This is a genomic window from Catellatospora sp. NPDC049111, assembly GCF_040648615.1.
In the GTDB taxonomy this organism is placed as follows: Bacteria; Actinomycetota; Actinomycetes; order Mycobacteriales; family Micromonosporaceae; genus Catellatospora; species Catellatospora aurea.
Map to the genome: position 1 here is coordinate 1 of NZ_JBEZEB010000057.1, position 26,152 is coordinate 26,152.

The window sequence follows — 26,152 nt, forward strand, 5'->3', positions numbered from 1 at the left end:
AAGCGCCCGCGCTTTTGCTGCAGTTTCCCCGAAACTGCAGGGGCGGTTTCGCGAGAGCGGCCTCACCGGCTCACCACCAGTTCCCGGTAGGTGGGGATCAGCACGCCGCGGGCCGCGCGGCGGCGCACGATGCGCAGGGGCGCGGCGGCCAGCACGGTCGCGGCGACCGCCCGGATCTCGGCCATGGCCAGCGGGTAGCCGATGCAGAAGTGCGGGCCCGCGCCGAACCACAGCCGCCGCAGCTCGGGCGGGTGCGGACGGTCCAGGTCGAACGGCCCGTAGGCCTGGCAGCAGTTGTGTGTCGCGAGCAGCACGCGGTCGCCCGGCTTGACGGGAACCGGACCGATCGCCGTCGCGGCGTGCACGCTGCGCAGCATCATCGGGGTCGGGGTGCTCACCCGCATCGCCTCGTCGATCGCGGGGTCGAGCAGCGCCGGGTCGGCGGCGACCCGGTCGAGCCGACCCGCGTCGTGCAGCAGCGCGATCAGGCGCGGGACCAGGGTCGCGACGGTCTCGGTGCCGGTGAGGAAGAACGCGCCCGCCGCGCCGCGCGCCTGTTCCTCGGAGATGCCCAACGCCCGCATCCGGCCCATCACAGTGGCCTCGTCACCGGCCCGGTAGGCGCGGGCGGCGATCTCACCGACCGGTTCCAGGACCTCGCGGGCGCGGCGGGCCTGCGCCGGGGACAGGGTGCGGGTGCGCAGGGTCACCATGGACACGATCTGCTCGCCGCGGTGGAACATCTGCCGGTGGTCGTCCTCCGACCGCGACTCCAGCCCGACGACGGCGCAGATGACCGCGCCCGCCATGACCCGCATGGTGTCGACCAGGTCCACGGGTTCGCCGCGGCCGAGCCGCCCGGACAACGCCGCCAGCGGCCCGGACAACACCTGCGCGCACAACCGGTCGGCGTAGCCGGGGGTGAACAGTTCGGCGAGTCTGCCGCGCAGTGACCGGTGCGCCGGACCCTCCATGTTGAGCAGCACCGACGGGCCGAGGATCGGGGTCCACAGGTCGCCGGACGAGCCGGGGCCGTCCTTGCGGAACGTGTCGCCGTCCAGCAGCACCTGCCGGGCCAGGGCCGCGTCGTTGACGACGACGCCGAGGCCGGGCACCCGCACCACCGGCCCGCGCCGGGCCAGCAGCCGCAGCAGCGGGTACGCGAACGGGTGTGCGCGCCGGTAGAGCCGGCGCTCCCAGGTGCCCGGGTTCACCGGATGTCCACCCGGTCCGGGGTGTAGCGGTGGTCGGCGTACCAGGCCAGGGTGCCGATGAGGCCGTACGCGCGCAGCCGCCGGACCGACCCATGCACCAGCACGTCGCGGCGCAGCCCGTAGTCGGCGGTGAGGCGGCGCACCCGGTTGACCAGTGCCCGGTCCTCGTGGACGTCCTCGATGCGGGTGCGGGGGAAGCCGCCCGCGGCCTCGTACAGCTCGGCGGTGATGGCCAGGTTGCAGCCGGGCATCATCACGTACGGGCCGACGTAGGCCGCGTCGCGGTTGCCGGGCCGGAACCGGCCGAATGTCGCCGCGATCGACACCACCGCGGGCAGCAGCCGCCGTTCCCACCAGCGCAGCGGGAACTCGTCGGCGCGGGGGCGCAGCGGGCCGCTGAGCATGCGCAGCCCGGCGTCGAATCCGCGGCGCACCGCGGCGGTCCAGCCGATCGCGGGCAGGCAGTCGGCGTCGGTGCGGGCCAGCAGCGTCGCCCCGTGGGCGATGGCGTACCGCATGCCGGTGTCCGCGGCCGCCCCGGTGCCCTTCACCGGCTCGGTGATCACGTGCAGGTCGAGTCGGTCGGCGAACCCGGCGGCGATCTCCGCGGTCGCGTCCGTGCTGCCGTTGTCGACCACGACGACCGTGAACGCGCCGTCGGTCTGCTCGGTCAGCCGCTGCAGCGTCGCCCCGATGGAGCGCTGCTCGTCGTACGCGGGCATGACGACCCACAGCTGGTGGCCCATCACAGCTCCGCGAACAGGACGCCGAGGCTGACCCCGCCGGCCAGGCCGATCAGCGCGACCCGGTCGCCGGGGCCGCAGCGCCCGTCCTGGATCGCGGTCGCCAGTTGCAGGGGCAGCGTGACGCTGGCGAGGTTGCCGTGCTCGGGCAGGGTGACCACGAGCCGGTCGGCCGGGATGCCCAGGCCCGCCCGCAGCTGCTCCAGGTAGGGCAACGCGACCTGGTGCACGGCCACGACGGCGAAGTCGTCCCAGGTCAGGCCGGTGTCGCCGAGCGCCTCCAGGAACAGCCGGGCGCCGTTGCGGACGAACACGTCGCGCAGCCGCCGCCCGTCGCCGCTGAAGTACGTCGCGTCCGGGTCGCGCGGGCGCATGGTGCCGCCCGCGGGCAGGGTGCCGACGTCCCAGGCGGTGGAGTCGGCGGCGAAACGGCGGTGGAAGATCCCGCCCGAGGCGGCCGCCTCCAGCAGCATCGCCGCCCCGCCGTCGGACAGGGTGTACCCGGCGAACGCGTCGATGAACTGGGCGCGGTCGCGCACCTGCCAGCGGATCGCCCGCGACGGCACCTCACCGGAGCAGACCAGCACCCGCCGGTGCTGGCCGGCGACGATCAGCGCCTCGGCGAGCTGGATCGCGTTGAGGAAGCTGTTGCAGGCGTTCTTCACGTCGAAGACCGGGCAGCTCGCGCCGAGCTTGGCGGCCACGATGTGCGCGGTGGCGGGTTCGATCAGGTCCTGCGACGCCGACCCGAAGACGATCAGGTCCACGTCGGAGGCGGCCAGGCCGTGCCCGGCCAGCAGCTTGTCCGCGGCGGCCACGGCCAGGTCGGAGGCCTGCACGTCGTCGGCGGCGTAGTGCCGGTGCCGGATGCCGGTCAGCCGCTCCACGATGGAGGCGTGCGGGACGAACCCGGGACTGTGCTCGGCGATGCGGCGCTCCACCTGCGCGCTGCTGACCAGCGCTGGCGGCAGGTGCGCCTCCACCCCGACGATCCTGGCTCTCATCACACCTCCTGCACGGCCGGTCGCCCGATCACGGGCGGTCCGGCATGGCCTACCATCTGTGCACGGTAGTCGGAGGGCGAAAATGCTTCACGGTCCGGTGACGGAAGACGCACACGCCCGCAGGCACGAGGCGCGGCTGCTGCGGGCGGGCAACCCGGCGCTGTGGGCGCTGCTGACGGTCGGCCGCGCGCTCGGCCCGCTGGTGCGGCTGCCCCGGCTCGGCTGGGTGGTCACGGACCCGGTGCTGGCCCGGCGCATCCTCAACGATCCCGCGTTCAGCATGGTCGGCGAGGGCGGCGTCGGCGACCTGTGGGGCCAGCTGTTCGGGACCGAGTTCTCGTCGTTCTTCGCCGGGGCACGCCACGCGGAGCTGCGCTCGCTGGCCCGGGACCTGTTCACCGAGGACAACGCCCGCCGGCTGGTCGACCGGGTGCAGGGCCCCCACCACGCGCGGCTGCGCGCCCGGCTGGCGGCGGGCGAGGAGGTGGACCTGGCCGCGGTGGTCCGCACGACGTCGGCGTACACGGTCGCGGACCTGCTGGGCATCGCGGTGTCCGATGACGACGCGGCGCTCGCCCTGTTCGGCACCGCCGAGCGGCTCGCCGCGCTGGCCCTGGGCACCCAGGCCTCCACGGCGCTCGCGCCCGAGGTGATCGCGCGCGCGGGCGGGCTGGTCGACGCGATCACCGGCGGCGTCGAGCATGCCTACCGCACCGGCGGCCCGGACACCCTGCTGGGCCGCTGCCGTGGCCTGCGCCTGGGGCTCGACCTGGCGAAAGGGCTGACCACGCTGCTGGTGATCGCGGGCACCGAGACCGGCGCGTCCTCGCAGACCCGCACCGCGGCGCTGCTGCACGACACCGGGCAGCAGCACCGGCTGCTGGCCGATCCGGCGCTGACCGCCAACGCGGTGCGCGAAGGGCTGCGGGTGACCACGCCCGCGCCGGTGATCGGGCGGCACATCGCCCGCGACACCGAGATCGCCGGGCGGCGGCTGCGCCGCGACGGCCGGGTGATGATGCTGACCTACGTGGCCGACAACAAGGCCGGGCCGTTCGACATCACGCGCGAGTACGTGCCCGAGACCCGGCAGCTGTGGTTCGGCGCGGGCCGGCACCTGTGCCTGGGCGCTGCGGTGGCCCGGGTCCAGTTGACCCGGCTGCTGGAGACGCTGACCGCCGATGGGCGGCCGTGGCAGGTGGTGTCGCGGGCTCCCGCGCGGCGGGTGCTGGTGCCGACGTACGAGTCGCTGCGCATCCGTACCACCTGATCCCGAAAGGTTTTCGCCCTGGGTGGCGTGCCGTTGCCGAAAAGGTTTTCGTAGTTCATCGTGGCACCTGTCGATGCACCCCGTCGAGAGGAGACCACTCCCCCAGGCCGGCATCCCGCGGTGGCGGGCACACGCCACCATCGACACCCCCTGAACAGGTGAGGCACCGACCAGCTCCCGCGGTGACCGGGTAGGCACGGCTCCCCCACGGCGCGTCCCGCCGGCCGGGGAGACGGCGTGCGCCGCGGCGGCCCATGGCGGCGTCCCACCGAGCCCGCCCCTACCCGGAGGACGCGAACATGACACGCTCCCGACTACTGTCCCTGCTCACCGTGCCCGCCATCGTGGCCGCGACGCTGTTCGTCCCGCAGCCCGCCGCTGCGATCGTCACGTTCAGCTCGACCGCCGTCAATCAAAACGGCGGCAACTGCGCGGCCCTGCCGAACGGCGACTCCGCCAACCTGGTGCAGCTCACCCAGCAGGTCTGCAACTCGGCCACGTACCAGCGGTTCACCTTCACGCCGGTGTCGGGCACCACGGACACCTACACCATCGCCACGTCGACGTCGGGCAAGTGCGTCGACGTCAACGGCGCGTCGACGGCCGACAACGCCACGATCATCCAGTGGCCGTGCCACAGCAACGCCAACCAGCGCTGGCGGCTGTCGCCGGTGACGGTCAGCGGCACCGACAAGACGTTCAACGTGATCTCGGTCGGCTCGGGCAAGTGCGTCGTGCCCAGCGGCGGCTCGTCGGCGGCCAACACCGGCCTCGTGCAGCTGCCGTGCAGCACCGTAACGAGCCGGGTGTGGCGCCTGCCGTCGTACGTGACCGACAGCACCGGCGTCACGGTCACCAACCCGGGCAGCCGCTCGACGACCGTGAACACGTCCACGTCGCTGGCGCTGCAGGCGTCCGGCGGCTCGGGCGGCTACACCTGGACCGCGAGCGGCCTGCCGGCCGGGCTGAGCATCAACTCCTCGACCGGTGTCATCAGCGGCACCCCGACGGCCGTGGCGTCATACACCGTCACCGCGACCGCGACCAGCGGCGGCGTCAGCGGCAGCGCGACGTTCAGCTGGACGGTCACCTCGGGCGGTGGCACGAACACCTTCACCAACCCGATCAAGGCGCAGGGCCCGGACCCGTGGCTGCAGTACTACAACGGCTACTACTACCTGGCCACGACCACCTGGAACCGCACCATCACGATGCGCCGGGCGACCACCATGCGGGGCCTGGCCACCGCCACCGACCAGGTGCTGTTCAACCTGACCAACCCCAACGGCGCGGGCACCATGTGGGCCCCGGAGTTCCACCTGCTCAACGGCCCGAACGGGTTGCGCTGGTACTTCTACTACACCGCCGGGCAGGAGCCGTACAACCTGGGCACCCAGCGCATCCACGTGCTGGAGAGCGCTGGGACGGACCCGATGGGCCCGTACAGCTTCAAGGCCGACCTGCTCGACCCGACCCAGAACAACACCTGGGAGCTCGACCCGGGCATCCTGCAGCTCAACGGCCAGCTTTACCTGCTGGGCACGTTCTACAACGGCTCGCAGCCGCTGTTCATCCGGCCGATGAGCAACCCGTGGACGGCCAGCGGCACCCGCCGCATCCTGACCACCCCCACGCTGAGCTGGGAGACGGTCGGCGGGGCGGTCGCCGAGGGCGGCGAGGTCCTGCAGCGCAACGGCAAGACGTTCATCATCTACTCGGCCAGCCACTGCTCCACCCCGGACTACAAGCTGGGCATGCTGACCTACAACGGCACCGGCGACCCGCTGCTGTCGTCGTCGTGGACCAAGTCACCGAACCCGGTCTTCCAGCGCTCCAACGCCAACGGCGTGTACGGGCCGGGCCACAACGGCTTCTTCAAGTCGCCCGACGGCACCGAAGACTGGATCGTGTACCACGCGAACAGCTCGACCAGCGGCGGCTGCGACATGAACCGCTCCACCCGGGTCCAGAAGATCACCTGGAACGCCGACGGCACCCCTAACCTCGGCGTGCCGGTCGCGACCGGCGTCACCCTGACGGCGCCCTCGGGCGAGCCGACGTCGTGACCCGCGCCGCCCGCCGCCACCGGGCCACGGTGGCGGCGGGCGGCACCGACAACGCCCCGCGCGGGAATGAATACGCCATTCACCAGATGACCGCGTAACCGGCGGCTAACCTCGCCGCATGTCCCCCAACCGGTCATCGTGGCCCAGATCACCCACCGTGTGACGACGCGCCGATCTTCGACGATTCCACGATCGAGGACCTAGATCACGGCTACACTCTCGCCCGCACGCGGTGGTGGCCGCGGGCGCCGGCGGGAGCGGGGATCCAGCTCGTCTCCTCCGCCTGCCGCACCCCTGTCCGGGGGGCCGCGGGATGCCGTGCACCGTTGCCACCACGCCGTTCTCGGAGCCGTCCGAGCGGTTCGCGAGGGCCGGAAAGAAGACCCTCGCAATCGCGAACCGAAACGGCGGCCCCGGCGTTGAACCTGCAACACCCCGCCGCTGCCGAGATGTGACGCGGAACAACATCGGCGGGTATGGAATAGGCACCACAGTGACGGTGTTCCAACGGTGCGTCACGAGGGGGGAGAGAAAGACCATGGCAATCACCGACTACGACACGCCCCGCACGCCCGCCGTCGAGGAAGACAGCCTCGAGGAGCTGCGCGCTCGGCGTGATGCGCCCAACGCCTCGGCGGTGGACGTCGAGGAGAGCGAGTCCTACGACCTGCCCGGCGGCGAGCAGCTCGACGAAGAGCTGACCGTGCCGGTCGTGGCCCAGCAGGCGGACGAGTTCCGCTGCACGAAGTGCTTCCTGGTCCGCCACCGCAATCAGCGGGCGGCGGCCGGCAAGGACGTGTGCCTCGAGTGCTCGTGATCTGACGCGGGCCGGTGGCGGGGCCCGGGTGCGCGGATCCACTCCGCGCGACCCGGGTGGTCCCGCCACTGCGGGCCTGCGACAACCGGCGTCCCCACGGGGGGCAGGGACGCCGGGCGGCTGTCAAAGCGTGATCGACCAGCCGTTGAGCGAGCCGAAGTTCCACGACCGGGTGTGGGTGGCGCGCAGCCGCCAGGTGCCCGCGGCGGGCGAGGACACCCCGGCCGCCGTGTACGAACCGCCCTGGTAGCTGGTGCACGCGCCGGTGGTCGCCGCCTTTGCGGGTACCCCGTGCCGTTCGGCGCAACCAGTTCCAGGCGCAGCTCCTGGCCGCAGAAGTGCGACGCGGCCACGGTCACCGCCGGCGACGTCGCGGCGCTGCCCGAGGCGGTGGAGGTCAGCGGGTTGTCCGCGGTGCAGCTGCGCCTGGCCTGGCGGGCCAACCTCGCTGAGGGTTCGCCGCAGCGGAGGCCCGCGCCGGGCTGCTGGCGATGCTGCCCGTGGTCGAGGCCGCCGGGATCGCCGAGGACGTCGTGGACCTGCTGCGCTGCCTGGCCGAGGTCGAGGTCCGCACCGGACGCTGCCAGGCCGCGCGCACCCGGGCCCTGCGTGCGGTCCGGCTCAGCGAGCAGGCAGGCCTGTCCCCCGGTCCGAGCTGGTACACCGCGGCGCTGGCCGAACTCGCCGCCGGAACGCCGCAGTCCGCCGCCGGGTACGCCGACCGGGCGGTGCGCGCCTCGGCGGAGGAGCACGACCAGATCTACCTGGCGCGGGCCTGGCACATCACCGGCCAGGTGCACCTGGCCCGGCGCGACGCCGGAGCGGCCGTGGACGCGCTGTGCCGGGTGCGCGAACTGGAGGCCGAGCAGCAGGTGCGCGACCCGTCGCTGCTGCGCTGGCGAGGCGCTGACCGGGGCCGGGGACACCGCCGGGGCGTACCAGCTGATCACCCGGACCCGGCAGATCGCAGCGGAGCTGGGGCGGGCCGGGGTGTTGGCGGCCCTGGACCGGGCAGAGGGGGTGCACCGCTGCGCCGTGGGCGACGGCGCGCACGCGGTGGCGCTGCTGCGCCGCTCCCAGGAGCAGTTCGCGGCGCTGGGCATGCCGATGGAACGCGGCCGCAGCCTCATCGCCCTCACCGCCGCCGAACGCCGCCGCAGGCACCGGTCCGCGGCACGGGCGGCCCAGCAGCTCGCCGAACAGGTGTTCGCCGAGGCGGGCGCTCCGGGCTGGGCTGCGGCGGCGCGTATCACGGCCGAACCGGCCGGCTCGCCGGCCCACGGTTCGCCGGCCCGCCGCCCGGCCTCGTCGGCACCGGTCTCGACCACCGGCCCGACAGGATCCGGGCCGCTGGCACTCACCGACGCCGAGGCGAGGATCGTCGCGATGGTCACCGAGGGCGCGCATTGGAGCACTTCGCCGCGCTGACCGGCTGGTCGGTGTTCTGAACCGCCCGGATCAGCTCACCGACTGCGCAGGTCCGGCGATCTTGTCGAGGCCCCAGCCGACGACGACCCCGACCAGCAGCGCGATCCCGTCGGTCAGGCCGAAGGTCAGCCAGATGGGCGCGTCGGCCAGGCGCAGCGCGGTGTCGCCAAGCACCAGCAGCGCGGTGGCGAGCAGCGTGCCCGCCACGCCGCCGCGGAAGGTGAAGACGCTGACGCCGCCGAGCAGTGCCGCGGCGACGGCGACCAGGAAGCGGTCACCGGTGGCGGCGAACGCCCCACCGAGGTAGCCGACCAGCACGACGCCGCTCAGCGCGGCCAGCAGTCCCGAGCCGACGAACCCGAGCACCGATCCGACCAGCCGCTTGCCCGCGAAACGCGGGACCTCGCCGTCGGTCCGCGCGACGACGAGCAACCGGTGCAGCGCCGTGCCCTGGAACGCGGCGCCGCCGACGAGGGATCCGATCACGAACAGCGCAGCCCAGGCCCACACGGTCCATTCGGCGGACGGTCCGTCGCGCAGCGGGATGCCCTGCGCCTCGGACAAGCCGAGAGCGATGCCCTGGGCGACGGCGAGGCCGCCGAGCGACACCGCCCAGGCGGGTGCCGAGGTGAGTCCGGTGATCACGCCAAGGATCAGGCAGAACAGCAGGATGACGGCGACGGCGGTCACCGCGGCGAGCACTCCTGGCCAGTCGGCCTGGACGAGCTTGGCGTAGACGACTCCGGCGAGCGCGGCCAGCGCCCCGACGGCGAGGTTCGGGTTGCCGGTGCGCAGCGAGAACGCGAACGCGCTGGCGAGCAGGCCGATCGAGGCGAGGTTGAGCCACAGGCCGCGGCCGAAGGCGTCGCCATCACTCTGCACGACCACCACGATCGCGGCGACGGCGACCAGCAGGAACAGGATCGCCTCCCAGCCGAGGCGGGCCAGCAGGCCGGCGGTGCGGCGGGGCCGGGGCGGCAGCGCGTCCACGGCCGTCGTGGGCGGTGCGATGATCACCATGGCCGGGCCTCCACAGACCGTCGTGAATGGACGAGGGTCCACTATAGAACGGGGCCGCACCCGTGTCACCGGCGTCGGGCGCGGTGCCGCGGACCGGGCCGCCGGTGATCGGCTAGGCTGACCCCAGGAGCGCCGGGAAGTCTGGTCGGCATCGGTATCAGCCGTCCGCCAGAACAGGAGCACCGGCCATGCGCGCATCCGATCTCGTGGTGCCCTACCCCACCGTCACCCTGTCCACGCCCGCGCTGGACACCACCCGCATCCTGGCCGACGCCGACCTGCCCGGCCTGATCGTGGTCGACGACGCGGGCGCGCCGTTCGCCGTGCTGCCCGCCACGCAGGTGCTGCGCCTGGCGGTGCCGTCGTACTTCCAGGACGACCCGAACCTGACCCACCTGGTCGACGAGGCCGCAGCGGATGTGTTCGTCCGCGAGCTGGGCGGGCGTACGGTGCGCGAGCTGATGCCGCCGCAGCCGCACGAGCTGCCCGTGGTCGGGCCGGAGGCGACCGCGCTGGAGCTCGCCGCGCTGATGGCGCGCACCCGCAGCCCGCTGGTCGCGGTGGTGGACGGCGGCAGGCTGCTGGGCGCGGTGACGCTGCACGGGCTGCTCGACCGGGTGGTGCCGGCATGAGCACGCAGGCCTGGCTGGCCGTGGCGGTGTTCGCGGTCGCCTACGTGTTCATCGCGACCGAGTGGGTGCACCGGGTCGCGGCGGCGCTGGGCGGCGCGGTGGTGATGCTGCTGATCGGCGCGACCGACGCCGAGCACGCGTTCTTCTCCCCGGAGTCGGGCATCGACTGGAACGTGATCATGCTGCTGATCGGCATGATGCTGATCGTGGCGGTGCTGCGGCGCACCGGGCTGTTCGAGTTCGTGGCGATCTGGGCGGTCAAACGCGCCCGCGGGCGGCCGTACCCGGTGATGGTCCTGCTCGTGGTCCTGACCGCGGTGGCGTCGGCGGGGCTGGACAACGTGACGACGGTGCTGCTGGTGGCGCCGGTGACGCTGTTCGTCTGCGACCGGCTCGGGCTGCCCGCGGCGCCGTTCCTGATCGCCGAGGTGATGGCGTCCAACATCGGCGGCACCGCCACGCTGATCGGCGACCCGCCCAACATCATCATCGCCAGCCGGTCCGGGCTGACGTTCAACGACTTCCTGAACGTGCTGGCCCCGGTCGTGGTGATCCTGCTGATCGTGTTCCTGGGGCTGTGCCGGTGGCTGTTTCGCGACGCGTTCCGCTCCGACAGCGCCAAGGTCGCCGCGGTGATGGCGATGCGCGAACGCGACGCGATCCGCAACCCCCGCCTGCTGGCGGTGAGCCTGGTCTTCCTGGCCGCGGTGCTGGCGGCGTTCATGCTGCACACGGTCCTGCATCTGGAACCGGCGGTGGTCGCGATCGTGGGCGGCCTGCTGCTGCTGGCGGCGTCGCGCCTGGACCCGGACGAGATCGCCCGCGACGTCGAGTGGCACACCCTGATCTTCTTCGCCGGGTTGTTCGTCATGGTCGGCGCGCTGGTCAACACCGGGGTCATCGACACGATCTCGGCGGCTGCCGTCGATGCCGTCGAGGGCCGGCTGTGGGGTGCCACGATGCTGCTGCTGTGGGCGTCGGCGGCACTGTCGGCGATCGTGGACAACATCCCGTACGTCGCCACGATGAGCCCGATCGTCGCCGACCTGGTCAAAGCCGACGGCACGCCGCAGGGCAACGTGCTGTGGTGGGCCCTGGCGCTGGGCGCGGACCTGGGCGGCAACGCCACCGCGATCGGCGCGTCGGCCAACGTCGTCGTGCTCGGCATCGCCGAACGCGCGGGCAAGCCGATCTCGTTCTGGCAGTTCACGAAGTACGGCCTGATCGTCACGGTGATCACCGTGGCGATCTGCGTGCCGTACCTGTACTTCCGCTTCTTCTGAGCCGGTGCCGGCGGAGCGCCCTCGCACGAGCGCTCCGCCGGCCGGGTGGTCAGCCGAGCGGCTGGACCGTGGCCGAGGTCAGGCTGGTGTAGAAGCAGCCGGTGGTCGGCAGGCTGGTCGCGGCGGGCGGCGTGACGCCGTCGTAAAGCGCCAGCAGGAAGTTCTGCGGGCACCGGCGGGTGCTGCCGGTACGGATGCCGAAGTGCAGGTGCGGGCCGGTCGAGTTGCCGGTGTTGCCGGTCAGGCCGACCTGCTGGCCCGCCACGACGGTCGCCCCGTTGGCCACCGACCACGACGAGAAGTGGCAGTACGTGTACACGTTGCCGTCCGCCCCGGTCAGGTTGACGCCGCGGCCGCACGAGCTGTCGTCGATGATCACGACCGTGCCGCCGCGGACCGCGTACGCCGGGGTGCCGGTGCCGACGGGCAGGTCGATGGCCGGGTAGTCGTGGTGCGGGTCGTCGTACTCGCTGCGCGGCAGGGCGCTCTTGGCCAACGGCAGGGAGAACGAGGGGCTGCCGGTGGTGGAGGTCAGCCGGATCGCGTCGGCGACGACGTAGCCGGTGCCGTTGGTCCACCGGCTCACCCCGACCACGCTGTGCGTGCCCGCGGCCAGGTTGAACGTGCCGAGGCTGACCCAGCGTCCGCCGTTGGAACGCTGGTCGACCACGATCGTCTGGTTGCCGCCGCTGGTCGCCACGACGAACGGGGTGGCGTTGTTGTAGCCGGCGTCGGCCGGATACCAGACCTCGACCGTGTGCGGGCCGGCCGCGGCGATCGTGGCGGTGAACCAGGCCGCGTCGCTGGCCGTGGTGTTCGGGGTGGCGAAGCGGTAGTCGGCGCCGTAGCGCTGCGCGGACCAGGTGGAGGTGCCCCAGTTGGCGCTGGCGGTGAAGCCGCCCGCGGTGGCGTTGTCCACGATGGTCGTCGCCGCCGACGCGGGCGCGGCGGGGCCGAGCACGACGAGGGTGGCGGTGGCGAGCCCGGCGACAGCCGAGCGCAGGGCGAGGGGAAGTCTCACTGATTCTCCGTCAGGGGGTGTCGACGAACGAGAGTGAAACTATTCAACCAACATCACTGACACGGCGAAAGACTTCTACATAGATATGCTTGAGCGCCCTGCCCCGCCACCGCTCGGATGGTGGCGGTGCCGGGACAGGGCGCGGATCTCACAGCGCCGGATACAGCGGGAACGCGGCGGTCAGCGCGGACACCCGGGCTCGCAGGCCGCCCGCCGCGGTTTCGTCGAAGGAAGGCAGCAGAGCCTGCGCGACGATGTCGGCGACCTCGGCGAAGTCCGCGTCGGCGAACCCGCGGGCGGCCAGCGCGGCGGTGCCGATGCGCAGCCCGGAGGTGACCATCGGCGGGCGGGGGTCGCCGGGCACCGCGTTGCGGTTGACCGTGATGCCGATGCCGTGCAGCCGGTCCTCGGCCTGCCGCCCGTCCAGCTCCGACGCCCGCAGGTCCACCAGCACCAGGTGCACGTCCGTGCCACCGGTCAACACGGACACCCCCGCCGCCGCGACGTCGGGCGCGGACAGCCGCTGGGCGAGCAGGCGCGCGCCGTCGAGGGTTCGCCGCTGCCGCTGCGCGAACTCCGCGCTCGCCGCCATCTTGAAACCGACCGCCTTCGCCGCGATGACGTGTTCCAGCGGGCCACCCTGCTGGCCGGGGAACACCGCGCTGTTCACCTTCTTGGCGACGTCCTCGTGATCGGTGAGCACCACTCCCCCACGCGGCCCGCCCAGCGTCTTGTGGGTCGTCGTGGTGACGACGTCGGCGTACGGCACGGGGTTCGGGTGCAGGCCCGCCGCGACCAGACCGGCGAAGTGCGCCATGTCGACCATCAGCCGAGCGCGCACCAGGTCGGCGATCTTGCGGAAGGCGGCGAAGTCCAGCTGCCGGGGGTACGCCGACCAGCCCGCGATGATCAGCGCGGGCCGGTGTTCGAGCGCCAGCCGTTCCACCTCGGCGAGGTCGACCAGGCCGTCCTCGGCGGACACGTGATAGGCCACCGCGTGGTACAGCCGGCCCGAGAAGTTGATCCGCATGCCGTGGGTGAGGTGGCCGCCGTGCGCCAGGTCCAGGCCCAGGATCGTGTCCCCCGGCTGGATCAGCGCCATCATCGCCGCCGCGTTGGCCTGCGCGCCCGAGTGCGGCTGCACGTTGGCGTAGCCCGCCCCGAACAGCGCCTTCACCCGGTCGATCGCCAGCTGCTCCACCACGTCGACGTGCTCGCAGCCGCCGTAGTAGCGCCGCCCCGGGTAACCCTCGGCGTACTTGTTGGTCAGCACCGAACCCTGCGCCTGCAGCACGGCCAGCGGCGCGAAGTTCTCGCTCGCGATCATCTCCAGGGTGTCGCGCTGGCGGCCCAGCTCGGCGCGCAGCGCCGCGTGCACCTCGGGGTCGAACTCCTCCAGCGGGGCGTCCAGCGCGGTCACCGGCTGGCCTCCGCACCGATCAGCGCGGCGTACCCGGCCGCGTCGAGCAGCTCCGGCTCGCCGGTCAGGCGCAGCCGGAACAGCCAGCCCTGCCCGTACGGGTCGGAGTTGACCAGCGACGGATCGTCGGCGACCGCCGGGTTCACCTCGACGATCTCGCCGTCGGCGGGGGCGTACAGCTCGCTGACCGACTTCGTGGACTCGACCTCCCCGCACGGCTCGCCCGCCGTCACGGACGTGCCGACAGCGGGCAGCTCCAGGTAGACGATGTCGCCCAGGGCCTCACCGGCGAACGCGGTGATACCGACCGCGGGCACATCCTCCTCGGACAGCCACTCGTGGTCGCGGGTGTAGCGCAGGTTCTCGGGGACGGTGTTCACGCGTGGCCTCCAGCGGGGCGGCGGTAGAAGGGCAGGTCGACGACGGTGACGGTGTCGCGGCTGCCGCGGATGTCGACGGCGAGCACCGTGCCGACGGCGGCCCGGTCGGCGGGCACGTACGCCATCGCGATCGGGCGGCCCAGCGTCGGCGACGGCGCGCCGCTGGTCACGGTGCCGATCCGGACGCCGGTGTCCGGGTCGAGCACGTCATAGCCGGCCCGGGGCGCGCGCCGCCCGGCGGGCAGCAGGCCCACCAGCAGCTCGGCCGGGCCGGTCTCGGCACGGGCGACCAGCGCGTCGCGGCCGACGAACGGCTTGTCGAGCACGACGACGCGGCCCAGCCCCGCCTCGAACGGGGTCCGTTCGGCGGTCAGCTCGTGGCCGTACAGCGGCATGCCCGCCTCCAGCCGCAGCGTGTCCCGGCAGGCCAGCCCCGCCGGGACCAGGCCGTGCCCGGCTCCGGCCGTGGTGAGCGCGGCCCAGACCGCGGCGGCGTCACCGGGCGCGCAGTAGACCTCGAAACCGTCCTCGCCGGTGTAGCCGGTCCTGGCCAGCAGCACCGGGACTCCGGCGAGCACCGCCGGGTCGATGGCGTAGTAGCGCAGCGCGTCCACGTCGGCGGTGGTCACGGCGCGCAGGATGTCGGCCGAGCGCGGTCCCTGCACGGCGAGCAGCGCCCAGTCGGCGGACACGTCGCGGACCAGCGCCTGGAACCCGGTGGCGCGTTCACCCAGCGCGGCCGATACGACGGAGGTGTTGGCGGCGTTGGCGACGACCAGGTAGCGGTGCTCCTCCAAGCGGTACACGATGAGGTCGTCGAGCACGCCGCCGTCGGGGGCGCACAGCATCGTGTAGCGGGCGCGGCCGACGCCGACGGCGGACAGGCGGCCGACCAGGGCGTGGTCGAGCATGGCTGCCGCGCCAGGGCCGGTGACCTCGATCTCGCCCATGTGGCTCAGGTCGAACAGGGCGGCGGCCTGGCGGACGGCGTGGTGCTCGGCGGTCTCGCTGCCGTAACGCAGCGGCATGGTCCAGCCGGCGAACTCTGTCAGGACGGCACCAAGGCTGCGGTGTACGTCGTGCAGGGCGGTCTGCCTGGGGGAAGATTGGTCATGCCCAGCCTGGTCCCGTTCGGGACTGGGGTGGGCAGCGGTCGGCGACGCGACGGCGCTCACGGGAGGCTCCCTGGTCCGGGTGCCGCACAGGCGGCACCGGTGGTGGATGGCCTCCCCCTCTGTCATCGCTGCCTGAGAGCTTCACCGCGGATCGCGGCTTGCACCGTGGGCGCAGGACTGTTTCATCCTGACTTTCCAGAGTTCGCCTCGCCACGGCGGTACATGGGCCTGAGAGATTCCGGGGAGAAGTTGCTCCTTCGGCGGCCCAGTCGTGCCGGGCCTCTCCCGCCGTGGTTCAGTCGGCGAGGTATTCAGTTGTCCGCCGTACCGTAGACGCCGCTCTGGAACGGCGTCAACCGCGGCCGGGGCGGGTCAGCGCCGTTTGGCGACGTAGACGGTGTTGGTGGACTCGCGGTCCTGCAGCGGGTTCGGGAAGCTGACGACCTCGGCGCGTACGTCGGCGAACACCCCGGCCAGGCGGGCGGTGAACTGGTCCTCGGGCGGGTCGTTGGACCACAGGGTGAACACGCCGCCGGGGTGCAGGTGCTCGGCCAGCCGGCGCAGGCCTGCGGGCTCGTAGAAGCTCGCGTGGCTCGGGTGGAGCAGGTGGCTCGGTGAGTGGTCGATGTCGACGACGATCGCGTGGAAGCGGCGGCCGGGGCGGTGCGGGTCGAGGCCGTCCGGGGACGCGCAGCGGGCGAAGAAGTCGCCTTCGGACAGGCGGCAGCGCGGGTCGCCGGACAGGGTCGTGCCTGCGGGGATGAGGCCCTGCTCGTGCCAGGCGATGACGTCGGACAGGGCGTCGATGACCAGCAGGGAGTTCACCCGGTCGTCGGCGAGCACGGTCAGGGCGGTGTAGCCGAGGCCGAGGCCGCCGACGGCGACGTCGAAGCCGGTGCCGTCGAGTTCGGCGAGCGCCAGTTCGGCGACGGCCTCCTCGGCGACGGTGAACAGGCTGGACATGAGGAAGTCGTCGTCGAGTTTGACCTCGTAGACGTCGGTCTTGAACATGGGGTCCCAGCGGCGGCGCAGGCTGATCACGCCCATCGGCGTCTGCCGCCAGCCGAGTTCCTGCAGCCGTGCTCCCACGCCGCCTCCGTCCCGGCGGCGCCACAGGCGGTTCCGGCCGAACTGCCAGCCTAACCGACGGGTCGGCGGGCGACGGCAACGACACGGTTCCGCCGACCTTCCACGCGTCGAGGTGACCGCGGCGTCGAACCGCATTACCGTGGCCATCCGCACCAGTGGTGCGGCCCGGTCCGGCGATGGCTTTGGAGGTGACGATGTTCGCCCTGGTAGTGCGGTTCGACCTTCGCGACGAGGAGTCAGCGGTCAGGTTCGACGAGCTGACAGCGCAGGCAGTGGAGCAGATCCGGGCGAAAGAGCCGGGAACGCTGGTGTACGCGACGCACCAGATCGCCGGTGAGCCGCTGGCACGGGTGTTCTACGAGGTCTACGCCGACGACGCGGCATTTCAGGCACACGAGACAGCCGAGCATGTGACCGCGTTCCACGCCGCGAAGGACCCGTTGCTGGTGTCGCACCGGGTGGAGTTCCTGTCCCCGGCCGTGGCTAAGGGCCTGCCGGCGTGAGCGCCATGACTGAGCTTTTGGCCAGCTCACGCAGTCCCAATCAATCTTCTTCGAGCCGCGTGCCGTCGTATGGCTGCGCGGGGCGCTGGAAGCAGGCGCCGGAGGCACGGGTAGTGACGGTGCGGACGTGGTCGAACCCGAGGGCGTCATAGTAGGCGTGCAGTCGCGTGTTGGTGGTCCAGGCATCCAGGCGTAGCCAGAGCACCCCTGCGTCGTAGGCGCGTCCAGATGCCCAGTCGAGCAGCTCAGAGCCAAGGCCAGTGCCTGAGCGCTCCAGCGGCACCATGATCTTCGACGCGTACAAGGCATTGGCGGGGTCGTCGGCCGGGTGCCAGAGGGTATCGGCGTCGGGAGCGCGGTCGGACTTCCATAGCCTGTCCAGGTCGGTGTACGCGGTCAGGGTTATCGACGCCGCCGGCGCGTGGCCGTCGTAGGCCAGCCAGGTCTGCCCCGCCTGGATCGCGGCGGCCACCGCCCACCGCGGCCATGGGGTCTGCCACTGTGTGTGCCCACGCGTGGCCAGCCAGGCAGCGCGTTGGGTACGCCAGTCGAGGATGGTGTCGATGTCGGACGTCCGTGCCCGCCGGATGATCATCGACGGTGTCTGGTGATGGTGTCGATGTCGCCATGCGCGGAGACGAGCCGGACCTTGTCTGCGGCGAAGGTCGCGGTGGAGATGCGCAGCGGCCCGTCGGCGGTGTAACCCGTGAGAATGTTATGCAGGACAGGCGTGCCGGCCGCGACGGGAATCTGCAGGAGAGCGGCTTCGACCGGAGTGGGCATGCGGGCGCTCGTGGTCGTCAGCGCGGCGACCTGGTGGTAACCGCGCTCAGCCAGCAACCGTGTCGTGCCCTGGGCGATGTTGTGCGGGCTGAAAAGTTCCGGAACCTTCTCGCACAACCACTGCGGGTACCACGAATCCTGGATCGAGTGCGGCACGCCGTCGACGAACCTCAGGCACCGACGGACGGCCGTGGTACTGCCGGTGGCGACGTGCAGCAAGATTGCGAAGTCGGCGGGCATTGGTTCGACGCGGGTGGAGAACTCCTGGCTAGGTTCGTGGCCCTGCTCACGGACGGTACGGAAGAACAGGTCGGCCTCAGAGGTGGTGCTCATGGGCTGGTCATCCCGCCACGCGTAGGCCTCGATCATCACGCGCTCGCGTACGAAGACGCCGCCGCCACGGCCTGGACGGCGTTCAACGAGACCGGCGGCCTGGAGCACGTCGGTGGCATCACGCACGGTCGGACGGGAAACGCCGTATGTGGACTGGAGTTCCTCCTCGGTGGGCAGTTTCGCACCAGGCGGTAACGCCCCGTCGTCGATCTGGCGGCGCAACTGGTCGGCGATGCGCTGGTACTTCGGCTGTCCGGGCACGTCGGCTCACCCTTCCCGCGGAAACATCTTAACCAATCTAGCGCCAAGGGTTGACGGACCAAACAGGACAGTGAAAAGGTAATAACCAATCTGATGTCACAGCGCGTTGATCACTAGTCGACCAGGAGTCGTCATGAGCACAAGCAGCAGGCTGCGAAACTCCACCGCGACAGGTGAACGGACATTCGATGTCGATGCACCTACCAATCCGGCCCGACTGGACCTGTGCCGGCTGCGGAACCGCCTGGCCATGCGTGACTCGCCAGCGGCAGCTGATCGCGCAGTACCATGATGCTCCGTCTCGCTGATGGTCTACCTCTCTGGCTTCTTCGTCGAAGCTTGCCAGGACTTACGCTCCACAGCGGCGGGCACGCTGCACCAGCGCTTTCTCGGCTGGCCAGCACTCATCGCCGCCGAGCACTGGCACTCCGGCGGCACATCGCACGTTGATCGAGTCGATGCCAGGATTCACCTTCATCCAAGAGCACAGGCGAACCCGAATCATTCGACGGAATAGTCCTACCCAGGTCAGCCCGCCCACCATGCACGGCAGCGACCCGGCCGTCGAACACGGCGCGACAACGTGCTCATCGCCGTTCTCGGGCTAGGCTCAGGCGATGAACGCGTCTGCGACCCGGCTACCCTGGCCCCGAACCCCGTGGCGGCCGTCGCGCACCTGGGACGAGCGGACGTGGACCGCCGCACCCTGATCTCCGGCGCCGCGTACTCGGTCGCCGCGCTACTGCTGCCCCTGCGCCAGCCCGAGATCACCGAACGCGCCCACGCCGCCCGCAGCAGACCCACGGTCACCGTCGGCCAAGGTGAGATCGACGCCGTACGGCAGATGACCACGGCGTTCAACGCCGCCGACGAGCGCCTCGGCGGCGGCCATGCCCGCACCGCCGTCGTCGAATACCTCACGACCGACGTCACCGCATATCTCCGCGGCACCTTCGCCACCGACACACTGCGCCGGTCGATGTTCGCTGCCGCGGCCCAGTTGTCGTACCTGGCCGGATGGAAAGCCCATGATCTCGGCCTGCCCGGCTTGGCGCAGCGCTACTACCTGCACTCCTACCAGCTCGCGGCGGAGGCCGACCCGCACGCGCATGCCGCGTACGGACTGCGCATCCTCGCCCACCAGGCGATGGACCTCGGGCGGCGGGAACACTGCGTCGACCTCGCCGACGCGGCGCTCACGCGGGTCAAAGGCCGAACCGACCCCGACACCGAAAGCCTTTTCTGGCTCACCGCCGCTCGGGCCCACGCCGGCGACGGCGACACCCGCCAGGCGCGTTCGGCGCTGGCTACCGCGGAACGGCTGCTCGACCGCAGCCGAGGCGACGCGGCTCCGGAGTGGGCCTCGCTGGGCGGGCCTGCTGAAGCCCGGCTGGCCAATCAGTCCGGCAAGGCCCTTCAAGCGATGGGTGATCTGAAAGCCGCCGAGGACCAGTTACGACGCTCCGCCCGCTGCTGGAACCCGGCCACCCATCCGCGTATCCACGCGCTCACCCTGGCCGACCTCGCCGAGGTCCAATGCGCCCGAGGCAACGTCGAAGCCGCGTGCCAGACCTGGAACACCGCGCTGGACGGCATGACCGGCATTCGCTCCGCCCGCACCCGCGAGGCGGTCACGTCGATGCGTGCGCACCTCGCCGCGTACCGCCGACGCGGCCTTACCTCAGCCCAGCGCCTCGACGCCCGCGCTGCCGATCTCCCCTGAGCCACCCGGTTGCTAGCCGCACAGGGCTGGAACCGGTTGGCCGCGCACCACACGGCCAACCGGTTCCGCCAGCCGATCTAGCGCCGCAACACCGCCCGCATCACAGTTCCTGGCCGAAGAACGCCGCGACCCGACGCTGCCAGGCCGCCATGAACCGGGGAGGGCGACCGGGCGAGTGGTTCCACCTTCGGTTCAGCGGAGGACGGGCCGCTCCGCCGCTGCCCGGCCTCGTGCGGCCGTGGACCGCCGTGCCCTGATGACCGGTCGGCCGCTCCTCATGCGCGGGAACTCCAGGAATGAGATGTGTCGCCCGGTGCAGCAGGCCGCGCGACGAGTGCTCGTCCGACATACTCAGCTCGCCTTCTCTATCAGTGATAGAGAAACTCTAGCACTGATAGAGTGACGCGGCGGAGGTACCGAATTGGCGCTGGACCGACAGCGGATCGTCACCGAGGCCGTCGCGCTGCTCGACGCCGACGGTCTCGACGGCGTGACGACCCGCAAACTCGCCGCGCGGCTGGGCGTGCAGTCGCCGACCCTCTACTGGCACGTGCCCAACAAAGCCACCCTGGTCACGGCGATCGCCGACGCGATCCTCGACCAGGAGTTCGGCGACATGTCACCGCCCGAACCGGATCAGCCCTGGCAGGACTGGCTGACCGGCCTGGCCGAGCGGCTGCGCCGAGCGCTGCTCGCCCACAAGGACGGCGCCCGGGTCGTCTCGGCCTCCCAGCTCTCCCGCACCATGGCCGCGATCTCGGAACTGGCGATGAGCACCCTGGTCGCGCACGACATCCCGTTACGGCAGGCCCGCGTGATCGTCCTGACCGTCGAGCGCTTCACGGTCGGCCACGTCCTCGAAGAGCAGGCCCCCCGCCCGGACGCGGACGCGCTGAAGGACTTCGACATGGCCGCCTACGCCGAGCAGTACCCGACCGTGGTCGCCGCAGTCACCGAGTACTTCGAACCGGGCCGTACCGTGGACGACCTGTTCCGCGACTGCCTGGAGGTGGTCATCGAGGGCGCTGCGGTCAAGGCCGGGATCACCGCCTGACCGACCGTCCGCTCGAAGACCACCTCCCGGTCCGGGTCAGGCCGCCCGGTGAGCGGTGTAGAGCAGGTACTCCCAGTCCATCGCGCCCCAACCGAGGTCGTTGCGGCGGCCCAGTTCGGCCAGCTCCTCATCCAGGGCAGCGACCTTGTCCGGCTGGTCGGCGATGTTGCGGTACACCGCGATCGTCGGGCCGTAACACGCCTTGAAGAAGTCGCGGAACTCCTCCGCGTCGGCGAACCGGTCCACCCGGACCGTGCGGCGTTCGGCGACGACGTCGGTGACCCGGTCGCCGAACAGCTCGGCGACGTGCTCCTCACTCCCCCACAGCGGCGGGGGCTGCGCCCCGGGCGGCGGCGGTGCGGCGTACGGCTTCATCACGGCGAACATCTGCCCGATGAAACCCTGCGGGGTCCAGTTGGCCAGGGCGATCGTCCCGCCCGGACGGCACACCCGGACCAGCTCGTCGGCGGCCTCCTGGTGGTGCGGGGCGAACATGACGCCGACGCTGGACATGACGACGTCGAACTCGCCGTCGGCGTACGGCAGCGCCTCGGCGTCGCCCTGCTCCCAGCTCAGTTTCGCGCCGCGCTGCTCGGCGACCTGGCGGCCGGCGTCGAACAGCTCCGGGGTCAGGTCGCTGGCGACGACGTCGGCCCCGGCCAGCGCGGCGGGGATCGCCGCGTTGCCGGATCCGGCGCCGACGTCGAGCACGCGTACGCCGGGTCCGGCGCCGCTCGCCTTCGCGAGCACGGTGCCGAGTTCGGGGATGACCTCGCTGGCGACCGCCGGGTAGTCACCCAGCGCCCACATCGCTCGGTGCTTGGACTTGAGCGCGCGATCGGCGTCGCTCGGTGCGGTCATGGTGGAGCTCCTGTTCGTGTGTTGGTGACTTCACGCTAGGAACGGTGACCGATGTCCGACCAGTACAGGATCTGTACCGGCCCGCGTCCACGCCCTACGGTGGCGGTCATGGGAGCGTCGTATCGCCAGTTCTGTCCGGTGGCCAAGGCCATGGAGCTGCTCGACGAGCGCTGGACGCTGCTGGTCGTCCGGGAGCTGGTGGCGGGTAGCCGACACTTCAACGAGCTGCGCCGGGGCCTGCCGCGCATGTCGCCGACACTGCTGTCCAAGCGGCTGCAGCAGCTGGTCGCGGCCGGGGTCGTGGAGCGGCGGCCGAGCGACACCGAGGTGCAGTATCTGCTGACCCCGGCCGGGCGGGAGCTGGAGCCGATCGTGGTGGCGCTGGGCGCGTGGGGTGTGCGCTGGATCGGCGAGCTGGGCGACCAGGATCTCGATCCGAAGCTGCTGCTGTGGGACATGCGCCGCCACGTCGACCGGGCGGCCACTCCGGGTGGTCGCACTGTGCTGCGGTTCGCGTTCCACGACGTGGCGCGGCCGCTGCGGGACTGGTGGCTGGTGATCACGCCGGAGGATGTCGACGTCTGCGACGACGACCCGGGGCACGAGGTGGCGGTGACGGTGACGGCGAGCCTGCGCGGGATGATCCGGGTCTGGCTGGGCGAGCAGTCCTGGGCCGACGGGCTGCGCCGGGGCGATCTGGCGATCGAGGGTCCGCAGGCGTTGCGGCGGGCGCTGCCGTCGTGGTTCCGGACGAACATTTTCGCCACCGTGCCACGCCCGGAACCGGTTCCGGACCTGGTGGGTGCGCAAGCCTGACCCCGGCCGACCACGTGACCGCCATATCCGCAGGTCACGGCCGCTCCGGAGGTGCCGGTCGGACGATTGCGCACACGCCGGTGGCTGGTGAAGCCCCGCTGCCATGATCACACACTACCCTTAAGTCCGGCATAGCGGGCAAAAGGGCGGGGCGGTCGATGGTACGAGCGGGGCTGCGCGCCTTGGCCGCGGCATGCCTGCTCGCGCTGGCCGCGTGCGGGGCCGCACCCGGCCCGGTCCCCCAGCGCACCGGCCCCGCCGACCTGCAGATCCTCATCGGCTCGTCCGGGGCCGCCGAGACCAAGGCCGTCACCGACGCCGCCGCGGCGTGGGCGGCGGCCAGCGGCAACGCGGTGACGGTGATCCCCGCCCAGGACCTTGACCAGCAGCTCGGCCAGGCGTTCGCGGGCTCGTCGCCGCCGGACGTGTTCTACGTCGATGCGGCCCGCTTCGCCGACTTCGCCAGCGTCGGCGCGCTCGAACCGTACGCCGACGGGCTGGCGGCGGCGGGCGACTTCTATCCGACGCTGCGGCAGGCGTTCACCTACCAGGGGCGCTTCTACTGCGCGCCGAAGGACTTCGCGACCCTCGCTTTGCAGGTCAACGAGGAGCTGTGGGCACGGGCCGGGTTGACGGCCGCCGACGTGCCCCGCGACTGGGCACAGTTGACCGCGGTCGCCGAACGCATCGCGGCCCGGGGCATCACGCCGCTGGCGCTCGGCGACACCGTGGAGCGCATCGGGGCGTTCCTGGTCCAGGCCGGCGGTTGGCTGATCAGCCCTGACGGAACCCGGGCCACCGCCGACAGCCCGCAGAACGCCGCCGCGCTGACGTACGTGCAGCAGCTGCTGCGGGCCGGGCTCGCCCGCTATCCGAGCGCGCTGGACACCGGCTGGGCCGGGGAGGCGTTCGGGCGGGGCCTGGCCGCGATGACGATCGAGGGCAACTGGATCAAGGGCGCGCTCGCCGGGGACTACCCGGACGTGCGGTACACGGTGCACGAGCTGCCCGCCGGGCCTGCCGGTGAGGGGACGATGTCGTTCACGACGTGCTGGGGCATCTCCGCGCGGACGCCGTACCGCAGCCAGGCCGTCGCGTTCGTCGAGGCGATGACGGCCGTGGACCAGCAGCTCGCCTTCGCGTCCGCGTACGGCGTGATGCCGTCGGTCGTCACCGCCCGCGACCGCTACCTGCTGGCCTTCCCGGCCGACCGGGCGTTCCTTGACGGCGCGGACCACGCGCAAGGGCCGGTCAACGCGCCGAAGATGGGCAACGTCCTGTCCGACTTCGACACCCAGCTGCAGCGCCTGGCCGTGGCCGACCCGCAGGCGATCCTGCGCCGGCTGCAGCGCAACATGACGGCGGCGCTGCGTGGCTGAGCCATCCCGCGGCGGCATCCGGGGCAACGAGGCGGCCGCCGGGTGGCTGTTCGTCGCCCCTGCGTTGCTGATCCTGGGCCTGTTCCTGGTGCTGCCGATCGGCATGGCGCTGTGGGTCAGCGTCAGCGGCTGGAACGGCCAGGGCAGCCCCTTCGCGCCCGGGGTGCCGTACGTCGGCGCGCAGAACTACGCCGAGCTGTTCACCGAAGACGGGCTGACCCGCGAGAACTTCATGATCAGCATCCGGAACAACCTGTACTACGTCGCCGTCGCGGTGCCCGCGCAGACGCTGCTGGCCCTGGCCCTGGCCCTGGTCGTCAACCAGCGCTTCCTCAAGGGCACGTCGTTCTTCCGGACCGCGTTCTACTTCCCGTCGGTCACCAGCTCGGTGGCGATCAGCGTGGTGTTCCTGTTCCTGTTCGCCAACTCCGGCGCGGTCAACGCGTTGCTGGCCATGTTCGGCATCAGCGGCCCGGCCTGGTTCGCCGACCCGCGCGGCCTGCTGCACCTGCTGCTCGACGGGCTCGGGCTGGTCGACGTCGACAACCCGCCCGCCGCGCTCACCGGCGGCGGACCGTTCGGGCTGTCCTGGTGGGAGTGGCTGGCCGGGCCCAGCGTCGCCATGTCCACGATCATCATGCTGGTCGTCTGGACCACCAGCGGCACCTTCATGCTGATCTTCCTCGCCGCGCTGCAGGACGTGCCCGTGCAGGTCGAGGAGGCGAGCCTGATCGACGGCGCGAACGCCTGGCAGCGGCTGCGCCACGTCACCCTGCCGATGCTCAAGCCGGCCCTGTTCCTGGTGGTCACCCTCGGGCTGATCGGCACGTGGCAGGTCTTCGACCAGATCTACGTGATGAGCCAGGGCAAACCCGCCAACACCACGCTCACCCCCGCCTACCTGTCCTACCGGACGGCGTTCAGCGATTTCGAGTACGGCGTCGGTGCGGCGATCTCGTTCGTGCTGTTCCTGATCATCGTGGTGATGACGCTGCTCCAGCGCTGGATCATGCGCGACCGCGACGAGCCCCGGCCGCGCCGCCGGTGGTGGCAGCGCCGTAGGAGCACGACGTGAGCCCGCCGGGCCGGGCCCAGGGGTTGCGGGCGCTGCTGGGGACCTTCCTCGGGTACGCCGTGCTGGTGTTCTTCGCGCTGGTGTTCCTGTATCCGTTCGTCATCCAGACCGCGAACTCGTTCAAGACCGAGGCCGACGCCGCCGCGCACCCGCTTTCGCCGGTGCCCGACCCGCTCACCACCGCGGCGTTCACGAAGATCTTCGACAGCACCGCGTTCCCGCTGTGGATCGGCAACTCGATCCTGGTCACGCTGCTCATCACGGTCGGGCGGGTGTTCCTGGACTCGCTGGCCGGATACGCCCTGGCCCGGCTCAGCTTCCGGGGCCGCGGGGCGATCACCGCGATGATCGTGGCGGTGATGGCGGTGCCGGGCGTGGTGCTGCTCATCCCGAAGTTCCTCGTCCTGAACCAGCTCGGCATCTACAACACGTACACCGCGCTGGTGCTGCCGCTGCTCGTCGACGCCGCCGGGGTGTTCATCATGCGGCAGTTCTTCCTGTCCGTGCCGCCCAGCCTGGAGGAAGCCGCCCGGATGGACGGGGCGGGTGTGTTCCGGACCTACTGGTCGATCATCCTGCCGATGGCGCGGCCCGCGCTGATCACTCTGACCATCCTGTCGTTCCAGGCGTCCTGGAACGAGTTCCCGCACACCGTCGTCGCGGTGCAGAGCCCGCAGCTGTTCACCCTGCCCCGCGGCATCGCGAACCTGGTCAGCGGGTCGCTGGGCGCGGGCACCCAGTATCCGTTGAAGCTCGGCGCGGCACTGCTGGCCACCATCCCCGTCGCGATCATCTTCGTGATCTTCCAGCGGTACTTCGTCCGCGGCGCGGCCGAGGGGGCCAGCAAGGAGTGAAGCCGCTG

25 protein-coding genes, 1 pseudogene and 1 riboswitch are annotated in these 26,152 nt (G+C 71.6%); of the genes and pseudogenes, 14 read left to right on the top strand and 12 right to left on the bottom strand.

Going from position 1 to position 26,152, the window contains the following annotated elements; genetic code table 11:
* Positions 1-62: 62 nt before the first annotated feature.
* The 3 genes from AB0B66_RS40145 to AB0B66_RS40155 are packed head-to-tail and all read right to left on the bottom strand — an operon-like array spanning position 63 to position 2,961.
* Complete coding sequence (locus tag AB0B66_RS40145; protein ID WP_360540253.1) at positions 63-1,214, bottom strand: cytochrome P450; 1,152 nt, start codon at positions 1,212-1,214, stop codon at positions 63-65.
* Positions 1,211-1,960, bottom strand: a complete 750-nt coding sequence (locus AB0B66_RS40150) for a glycosyltransferase family 2 protein (RefSeq protein ID WP_360540255.1) — start codon at positions 1,958-1,960, stop codon at positions 1,211-1,213. Before AB0B66_RS40150 ends, AB0B66_RS40145 begins: the two co-directional genes overlap by 4 nt.
* Positions 1,960-2,961: a ketoacyl-ACP synthase III gene (locus AB0B66_RS40155; RefSeq protein WP_360540256.1), complete on the bottom strand. Its 1,002-nt coding sequence runs from the start codon at positions 2,959-2,961 to the stop codon at positions 1,960-1,962. The genes AB0B66_RS40150 and AB0B66_RS40155 overlap by 1 nt, the downstream gene beginning before the upstream one ends.
* A gap of 97 nt (positions 2,962-3,058) precedes the next feature.
* On the opposite strand from AB0B66_RS40155, the gene AB0B66_RS40160 reads away from it, so the two are divergent.
* The 4 genes from AB0B66_RS40160 (at position 3,059) to AB0B66_RS40175 (ending at position 8,542) form a co-directional block, all read left to right on the top strand.
* Positions 3,059-4,231, top strand: a complete 1,173-nt coding sequence (locus tag AB0B66_RS40160) for a cytochrome P450 (RefSeq protein WP_360540258.1) — start codon at positions 3,059-3,061, stop codon at positions 4,229-4,231.
* A 299-nt stretch (positions 4,232-4,530) separates the two neighbouring features.
* Positions 4,531-6,297 (top strand): family 43 glycosylhydrolase, encoded by a 1,767-nt coding sequence (locus AB0B66_RS40165; RefSeq protein WP_360540260.1) that lies wholly within the window; start codon positions 4,531-4,533, stop codon positions 6,295-6,297.
* 538 nt (positions 6,298-6,835) lie between these two features.
* On the top strand, positions 6,836-7,114 hold the full coding sequence (locus AB0B66_RS40170) for a DUF4193 family protein (RefSeq protein ID WP_203693749.1): 279 nt from the start codon (positions 6,836-6,838) through the stop codon (positions 7,112-7,114).
* Between the two features lie 990 nt (positions 7,115-8,104).
* Positions 8,105-8,542: a hypothetical protein gene (locus AB0B66_RS40175; RefSeq protein ID WP_360540263.1), complete on the top strand. Its 438-nt coding sequence runs from the start codon at positions 8,105-8,107 to the stop codon at positions 8,540-8,542.
* Positions 8,543-8,572: 30 nt separating this feature from the next.
* Here the strand turns inward: AB0B66_RS40175 and AB0B66_RS40180 are convergent, their stop codons facing one another.
* Positions 8,573-9,562 (bottom strand): hypothetical protein, encoded by a 990-nt coding sequence (locus tag AB0B66_RS40180; RefSeq protein WP_360540265.1) that lies wholly within the window; start codon positions 9,560-9,562, stop codon positions 8,573-8,575.
* Between the two features lie 188 nt (positions 9,563-9,750).
* Between AB0B66_RS40180 and AB0B66_RS40185 the strand changes: the two genes are divergently transcribed.
* Positions 9,751-10,194 (top strand): CBS domain-containing protein, encoded by a 444-nt coding sequence (locus AB0B66_RS40185; protein ID WP_360540267.1) that lies wholly within the window; start codon positions 9,751-9,753, stop codon positions 10,192-10,194.
* On the top strand, positions 10,191-11,477 hold the full coding sequence (locus AB0B66_RS40190) for an ArsB/NhaD family transporter (protein ID WP_360540269.1): 1,287 nt from the start codon (positions 10,191-10,193) through the stop codon (positions 11,475-11,477). The genes AB0B66_RS40185 and AB0B66_RS40190 overlap by 4 nt, the downstream gene beginning before the upstream one ends.
* A gap of 49 nt (positions 11,478-11,526) precedes the next feature.
* On the opposite strand, the gene AB0B66_RS40195 is transcribed toward AB0B66_RS40190, so the two are convergent.
* The 5 genes from AB0B66_RS40195 to AB0B66_RS40215 form a co-directional block, all read right to left on the bottom strand.
* The gene (locus AB0B66_RS40195; protein ID WP_360540270.1) at positions 11,527-12,498 is read right to left on the bottom strand and encodes a peptidoglycan DD-metalloendopeptidase family protein; all 972 of its coding nucleotides are present in this window, start codon (positions 12,496-12,498) and stop codon (positions 11,527-11,529) included.
* A gap of 148 nt (positions 12,499-12,646) precedes the next feature.
* Positions 12,647-13,918, bottom strand: a complete 1,272-nt coding sequence (gene glyA, locus AB0B66_RS40200) for a serine hydroxymethyltransferase (RefSeq protein ID WP_360540272.1) — start codon at positions 13,916-13,918, stop codon at positions 12,647-12,649.
* Positions 13,915-14,298, bottom strand: coding sequence for a glycine cleavage system protein GcvH (gene gcvH, locus AB0B66_RS40205; protein ID WP_360540274.1), 384 nt, complete (start codon positions 14,296-14,298; stop codon positions 13,915-13,917). The genes glyA and gcvH overlap by 4 nt, the downstream gene beginning before the upstream one ends.
* Complete coding sequence (gcvT, locus tag AB0B66_RS40210) at positions 14,295-15,473, bottom strand: glycine cleavage system aminomethyltransferase GcvT (RefSeq protein WP_360540276.1); 1,179 nt, start codon at positions 15,471-15,473, stop codon at positions 14,295-14,297. The genes gcvH and gcvT overlap by 4 nt, the downstream gene beginning before the upstream one ends.
* 146 nt (positions 15,474-15,619) lie before the next feature.
* A riboswitch (glycine riboswitch) is annotated at positions 15,620-15,711 on the bottom strand.
* Positions 15,712-15,785: 74 nt separating this feature from the next.
* Positions 15,786-16,502, bottom strand: a complete 717-nt coding sequence (locus tag AB0B66_RS40215; protein ID WP_360540278.1) for a spermidine synthase — start codon at positions 16,500-16,502, stop codon at positions 15,786-15,788.
* A gap of 194 nt (positions 16,503-16,696) precedes the next feature.
* Between AB0B66_RS40215 and AB0B66_RS40220 the strand changes: the two genes are divergently transcribed.
* The gene (locus AB0B66_RS40220; protein WP_360540280.1) at positions 16,697-17,005 is read left to right on the top strand and encodes an antibiotic biosynthesis monooxygenase; all 309 of its coding nucleotides are present in this window, start codon (positions 16,697-16,699) and stop codon (positions 17,003-17,005) included.
* A gap of 40 nt (positions 17,006-17,045) precedes the next feature.
* On the opposite strand, the gene AB0B66_RS40225 is transcribed toward AB0B66_RS40220, so the two are convergent.
* Both AB0B66_RS40225 and AB0B66_RS40230 read right to left on the bottom strand, forming a co-directional pair.
* On the bottom strand, positions 17,046-17,600 hold the full coding sequence (locus tag AB0B66_RS40225) for a GNAT family N-acetyltransferase (RefSeq protein ID WP_360540282.1): 555 nt from the start codon (positions 17,598-17,600) through the stop codon (positions 17,046-17,048).
* Positions 17,597-18,382 carry a GntR family transcriptional regulator gene (locus AB0B66_RS40230; protein WP_360540284.1) on the bottom strand — a complete coding sequence of 262 codons (786 nt, stop codon included), beginning with the start codon at positions 18,380-18,382 and terminating at the stop codon, positions 17,597-17,599. The genes AB0B66_RS40225 and AB0B66_RS40230 overlap by 4 nt, the downstream gene beginning before the upstream one ends.
* Positions 18,383-18,570: 188 nt before the next feature.
* Here AB0B66_RS40230 and AB0B66_RS40235 point away from each other — a divergent pair.
* The 3 genes and pseudogenes from AB0B66_RS40235 to AB0B66_RS40245 all read left to right on the top strand — a co-directional run.
* Positions 18,571-18,782 (top strand): annotated as a pseudogene (locus AB0B66_RS40235) (flavin reductase); the annotation flags it as partial.
* Between the two features lie 291 nt (positions 18,783-19,073).
* Complete coding sequence (locus tag AB0B66_RS40240) at positions 19,074-20,105, top strand: Tat pathway signal protein (protein ID WP_360540286.1); 1,032 nt, start codon at positions 19,074-19,076, stop codon at positions 20,103-20,105.
* Between the two features lie 421 nt (positions 20,106-20,526).
* Positions 20,527-21,159 carry a TetR/AcrR family transcriptional regulator C-terminal domain-containing protein gene (locus AB0B66_RS40245; protein WP_360540288.1) on the top strand — a complete coding sequence of 211 codons (633 nt, stop codon included), beginning with the start codon at positions 20,527-20,529 and terminating at the stop codon, positions 21,157-21,159.
* Positions 21,160-21,195: 36 nt separating this feature from the next.
* Here the strand turns inward: AB0B66_RS40245 and AB0B66_RS40250 are convergent, their stop codons facing one another.
* Complete coding sequence (locus AB0B66_RS40250) at positions 21,196-22,020, bottom strand: class I SAM-dependent methyltransferase (RefSeq protein WP_360540290.1); 825 nt, start codon at positions 22,018-22,020, stop codon at positions 21,196-21,198.
* Between the two features lie 108 nt (positions 22,021-22,128).
* Here AB0B66_RS40250 and AB0B66_RS40255 point away from each other — a divergent pair, with 108 nt between their 5' ends.
* The 4 genes from AB0B66_RS40255 (at position 22,129) to AB0B66_RS40270 (ending at position 26,144) form a co-directional block, all read left to right on the top strand.
* Positions 22,129-22,836 carry a helix-turn-helix domain-containing protein gene (locus AB0B66_RS40255; protein ID WP_360540292.1) on the top strand — a complete coding sequence of 236 codons (708 nt, stop codon included), beginning with the start codon at positions 22,129-22,131 and terminating at the stop codon, positions 22,834-22,836.
* 158 nt (positions 22,837-22,994) lie between these two features.
* On the top strand, positions 22,995-24,215 hold the full coding sequence (locus AB0B66_RS40260; protein WP_360540294.1) for an extracellular solute-binding protein: 1,221 nt from the start codon (positions 22,995-22,997) through the stop codon (positions 24,213-24,215).
* Entirely contained in the window at positions 24,208-25,290 is a 1,083-nt protein-coding gene (locus tag AB0B66_RS40265) for a sugar ABC transporter permease (protein WP_360540296.1), read from the top strand. The genes AB0B66_RS40260 and AB0B66_RS40265 overlap by 8 nt, the downstream gene beginning before the upstream one ends.
* Positions 25,287-26,144 (top strand): carbohydrate ABC transporter permease, encoded by an 858-nt coding sequence (locus tag AB0B66_RS40270; RefSeq protein WP_360540297.1) that lies wholly within the window; start codon positions 25,287-25,289, stop codon positions 26,142-26,144. Before AB0B66_RS40265 ends, AB0B66_RS40270 begins: the two co-directional genes overlap by 4 nt.
* Positions 26,145-26,152: the final 8 nt, after the last annotated feature.

What these genes read in the sequence shown, in the direction of transcription:
- AB0B66_RS40190 (WP_360540269.1), top strand. Translation starts at nt 10,191, where the DNA reads ATGAGCACGCAGGCCTGGCTGGCCGTGGCGGTGTTCGCGGTCGCCTAC.
- AB0B66_RS40155 (WP_360540256.1), bottom strand. Translation starts at nt 2,961, where the DNA reads ATGAGAGCCAGGATCGTCGGGGTGGAGGCGCACCTGCCGCCAGCGCTG.
- AB0B66_RS40250 (WP_360540290.1), bottom strand. Translation starts at nt 22,020, where the DNA reads ATGACCGCACCGAGCGACGCCGATCGCGCGCTCAAGTCCAAGCACCGA.
- AB0B66_RS40150 (WP_360540255.1), bottom strand. Translation starts at nt 1,960, where the DNA reads ATGGGCCACCAGCTGTGGGTCGTCATGCCCGCGTACGACGAGCAGCGC.
- AB0B66_RS40260 (WP_360540294.1), top strand. Translation starts at nt 22,995, where the DNA reads ATGGTACGAGCGGGGCTGCGCGCCTTGGCCGCGGCATGCCTGCTCGCG.
- AB0B66_RS40220 (WP_360540280.1), top strand. Translation starts at nt 16,697, where the DNA reads ATGTTCGCCCTGGTAGTGCGGTTCGACCTTCGCGACGAGGAGTCAGCG.
- AB0B66_RS40165 (WP_360540260.1), top strand. Translation starts at nt 4,531, where the DNA reads ATGACACGCTCCCGACTACTGTCCCTGCTCACCGTGCCCGCCATCGTG.
- AB0B66_RS40225 (WP_360540282.1), bottom strand. Translation starts at nt 17,600, where the DNA reads ATGATCATCCGGCGGGCACGGACGTCCGACATCGACACCATCCTCGAC.
- AB0B66_RS40185 (WP_360540267.1), top strand. Translation starts at nt 9,751, where the DNA reads ATGCGCGCATCCGATCTCGTGGTGCCCTACCCCACCGTCACCCTGTCC.
- AB0B66_RS40170 (WP_203693749.1), top strand. Translation starts at nt 6,836, where the DNA reads ATGGCAATCACCGACTACGACACGCCCCGCACGCCCGCCGTCGAGGAA.
- AB0B66_RS40255 (WP_360540292.1), top strand. Translation starts at nt 22,129, where the DNA reads ATGGGAGCGTCGTATCGCCAGTTCTGTCCGGTGGCCAAGGCCATGGAG.
- AB0B66_RS40180 (WP_360540265.1), bottom strand. Translation starts at nt 9,562, where the DNA reads ATGGTGATCATCGCACCGCCCACGACGGCCGTGGACGCGCTGCCGCCC.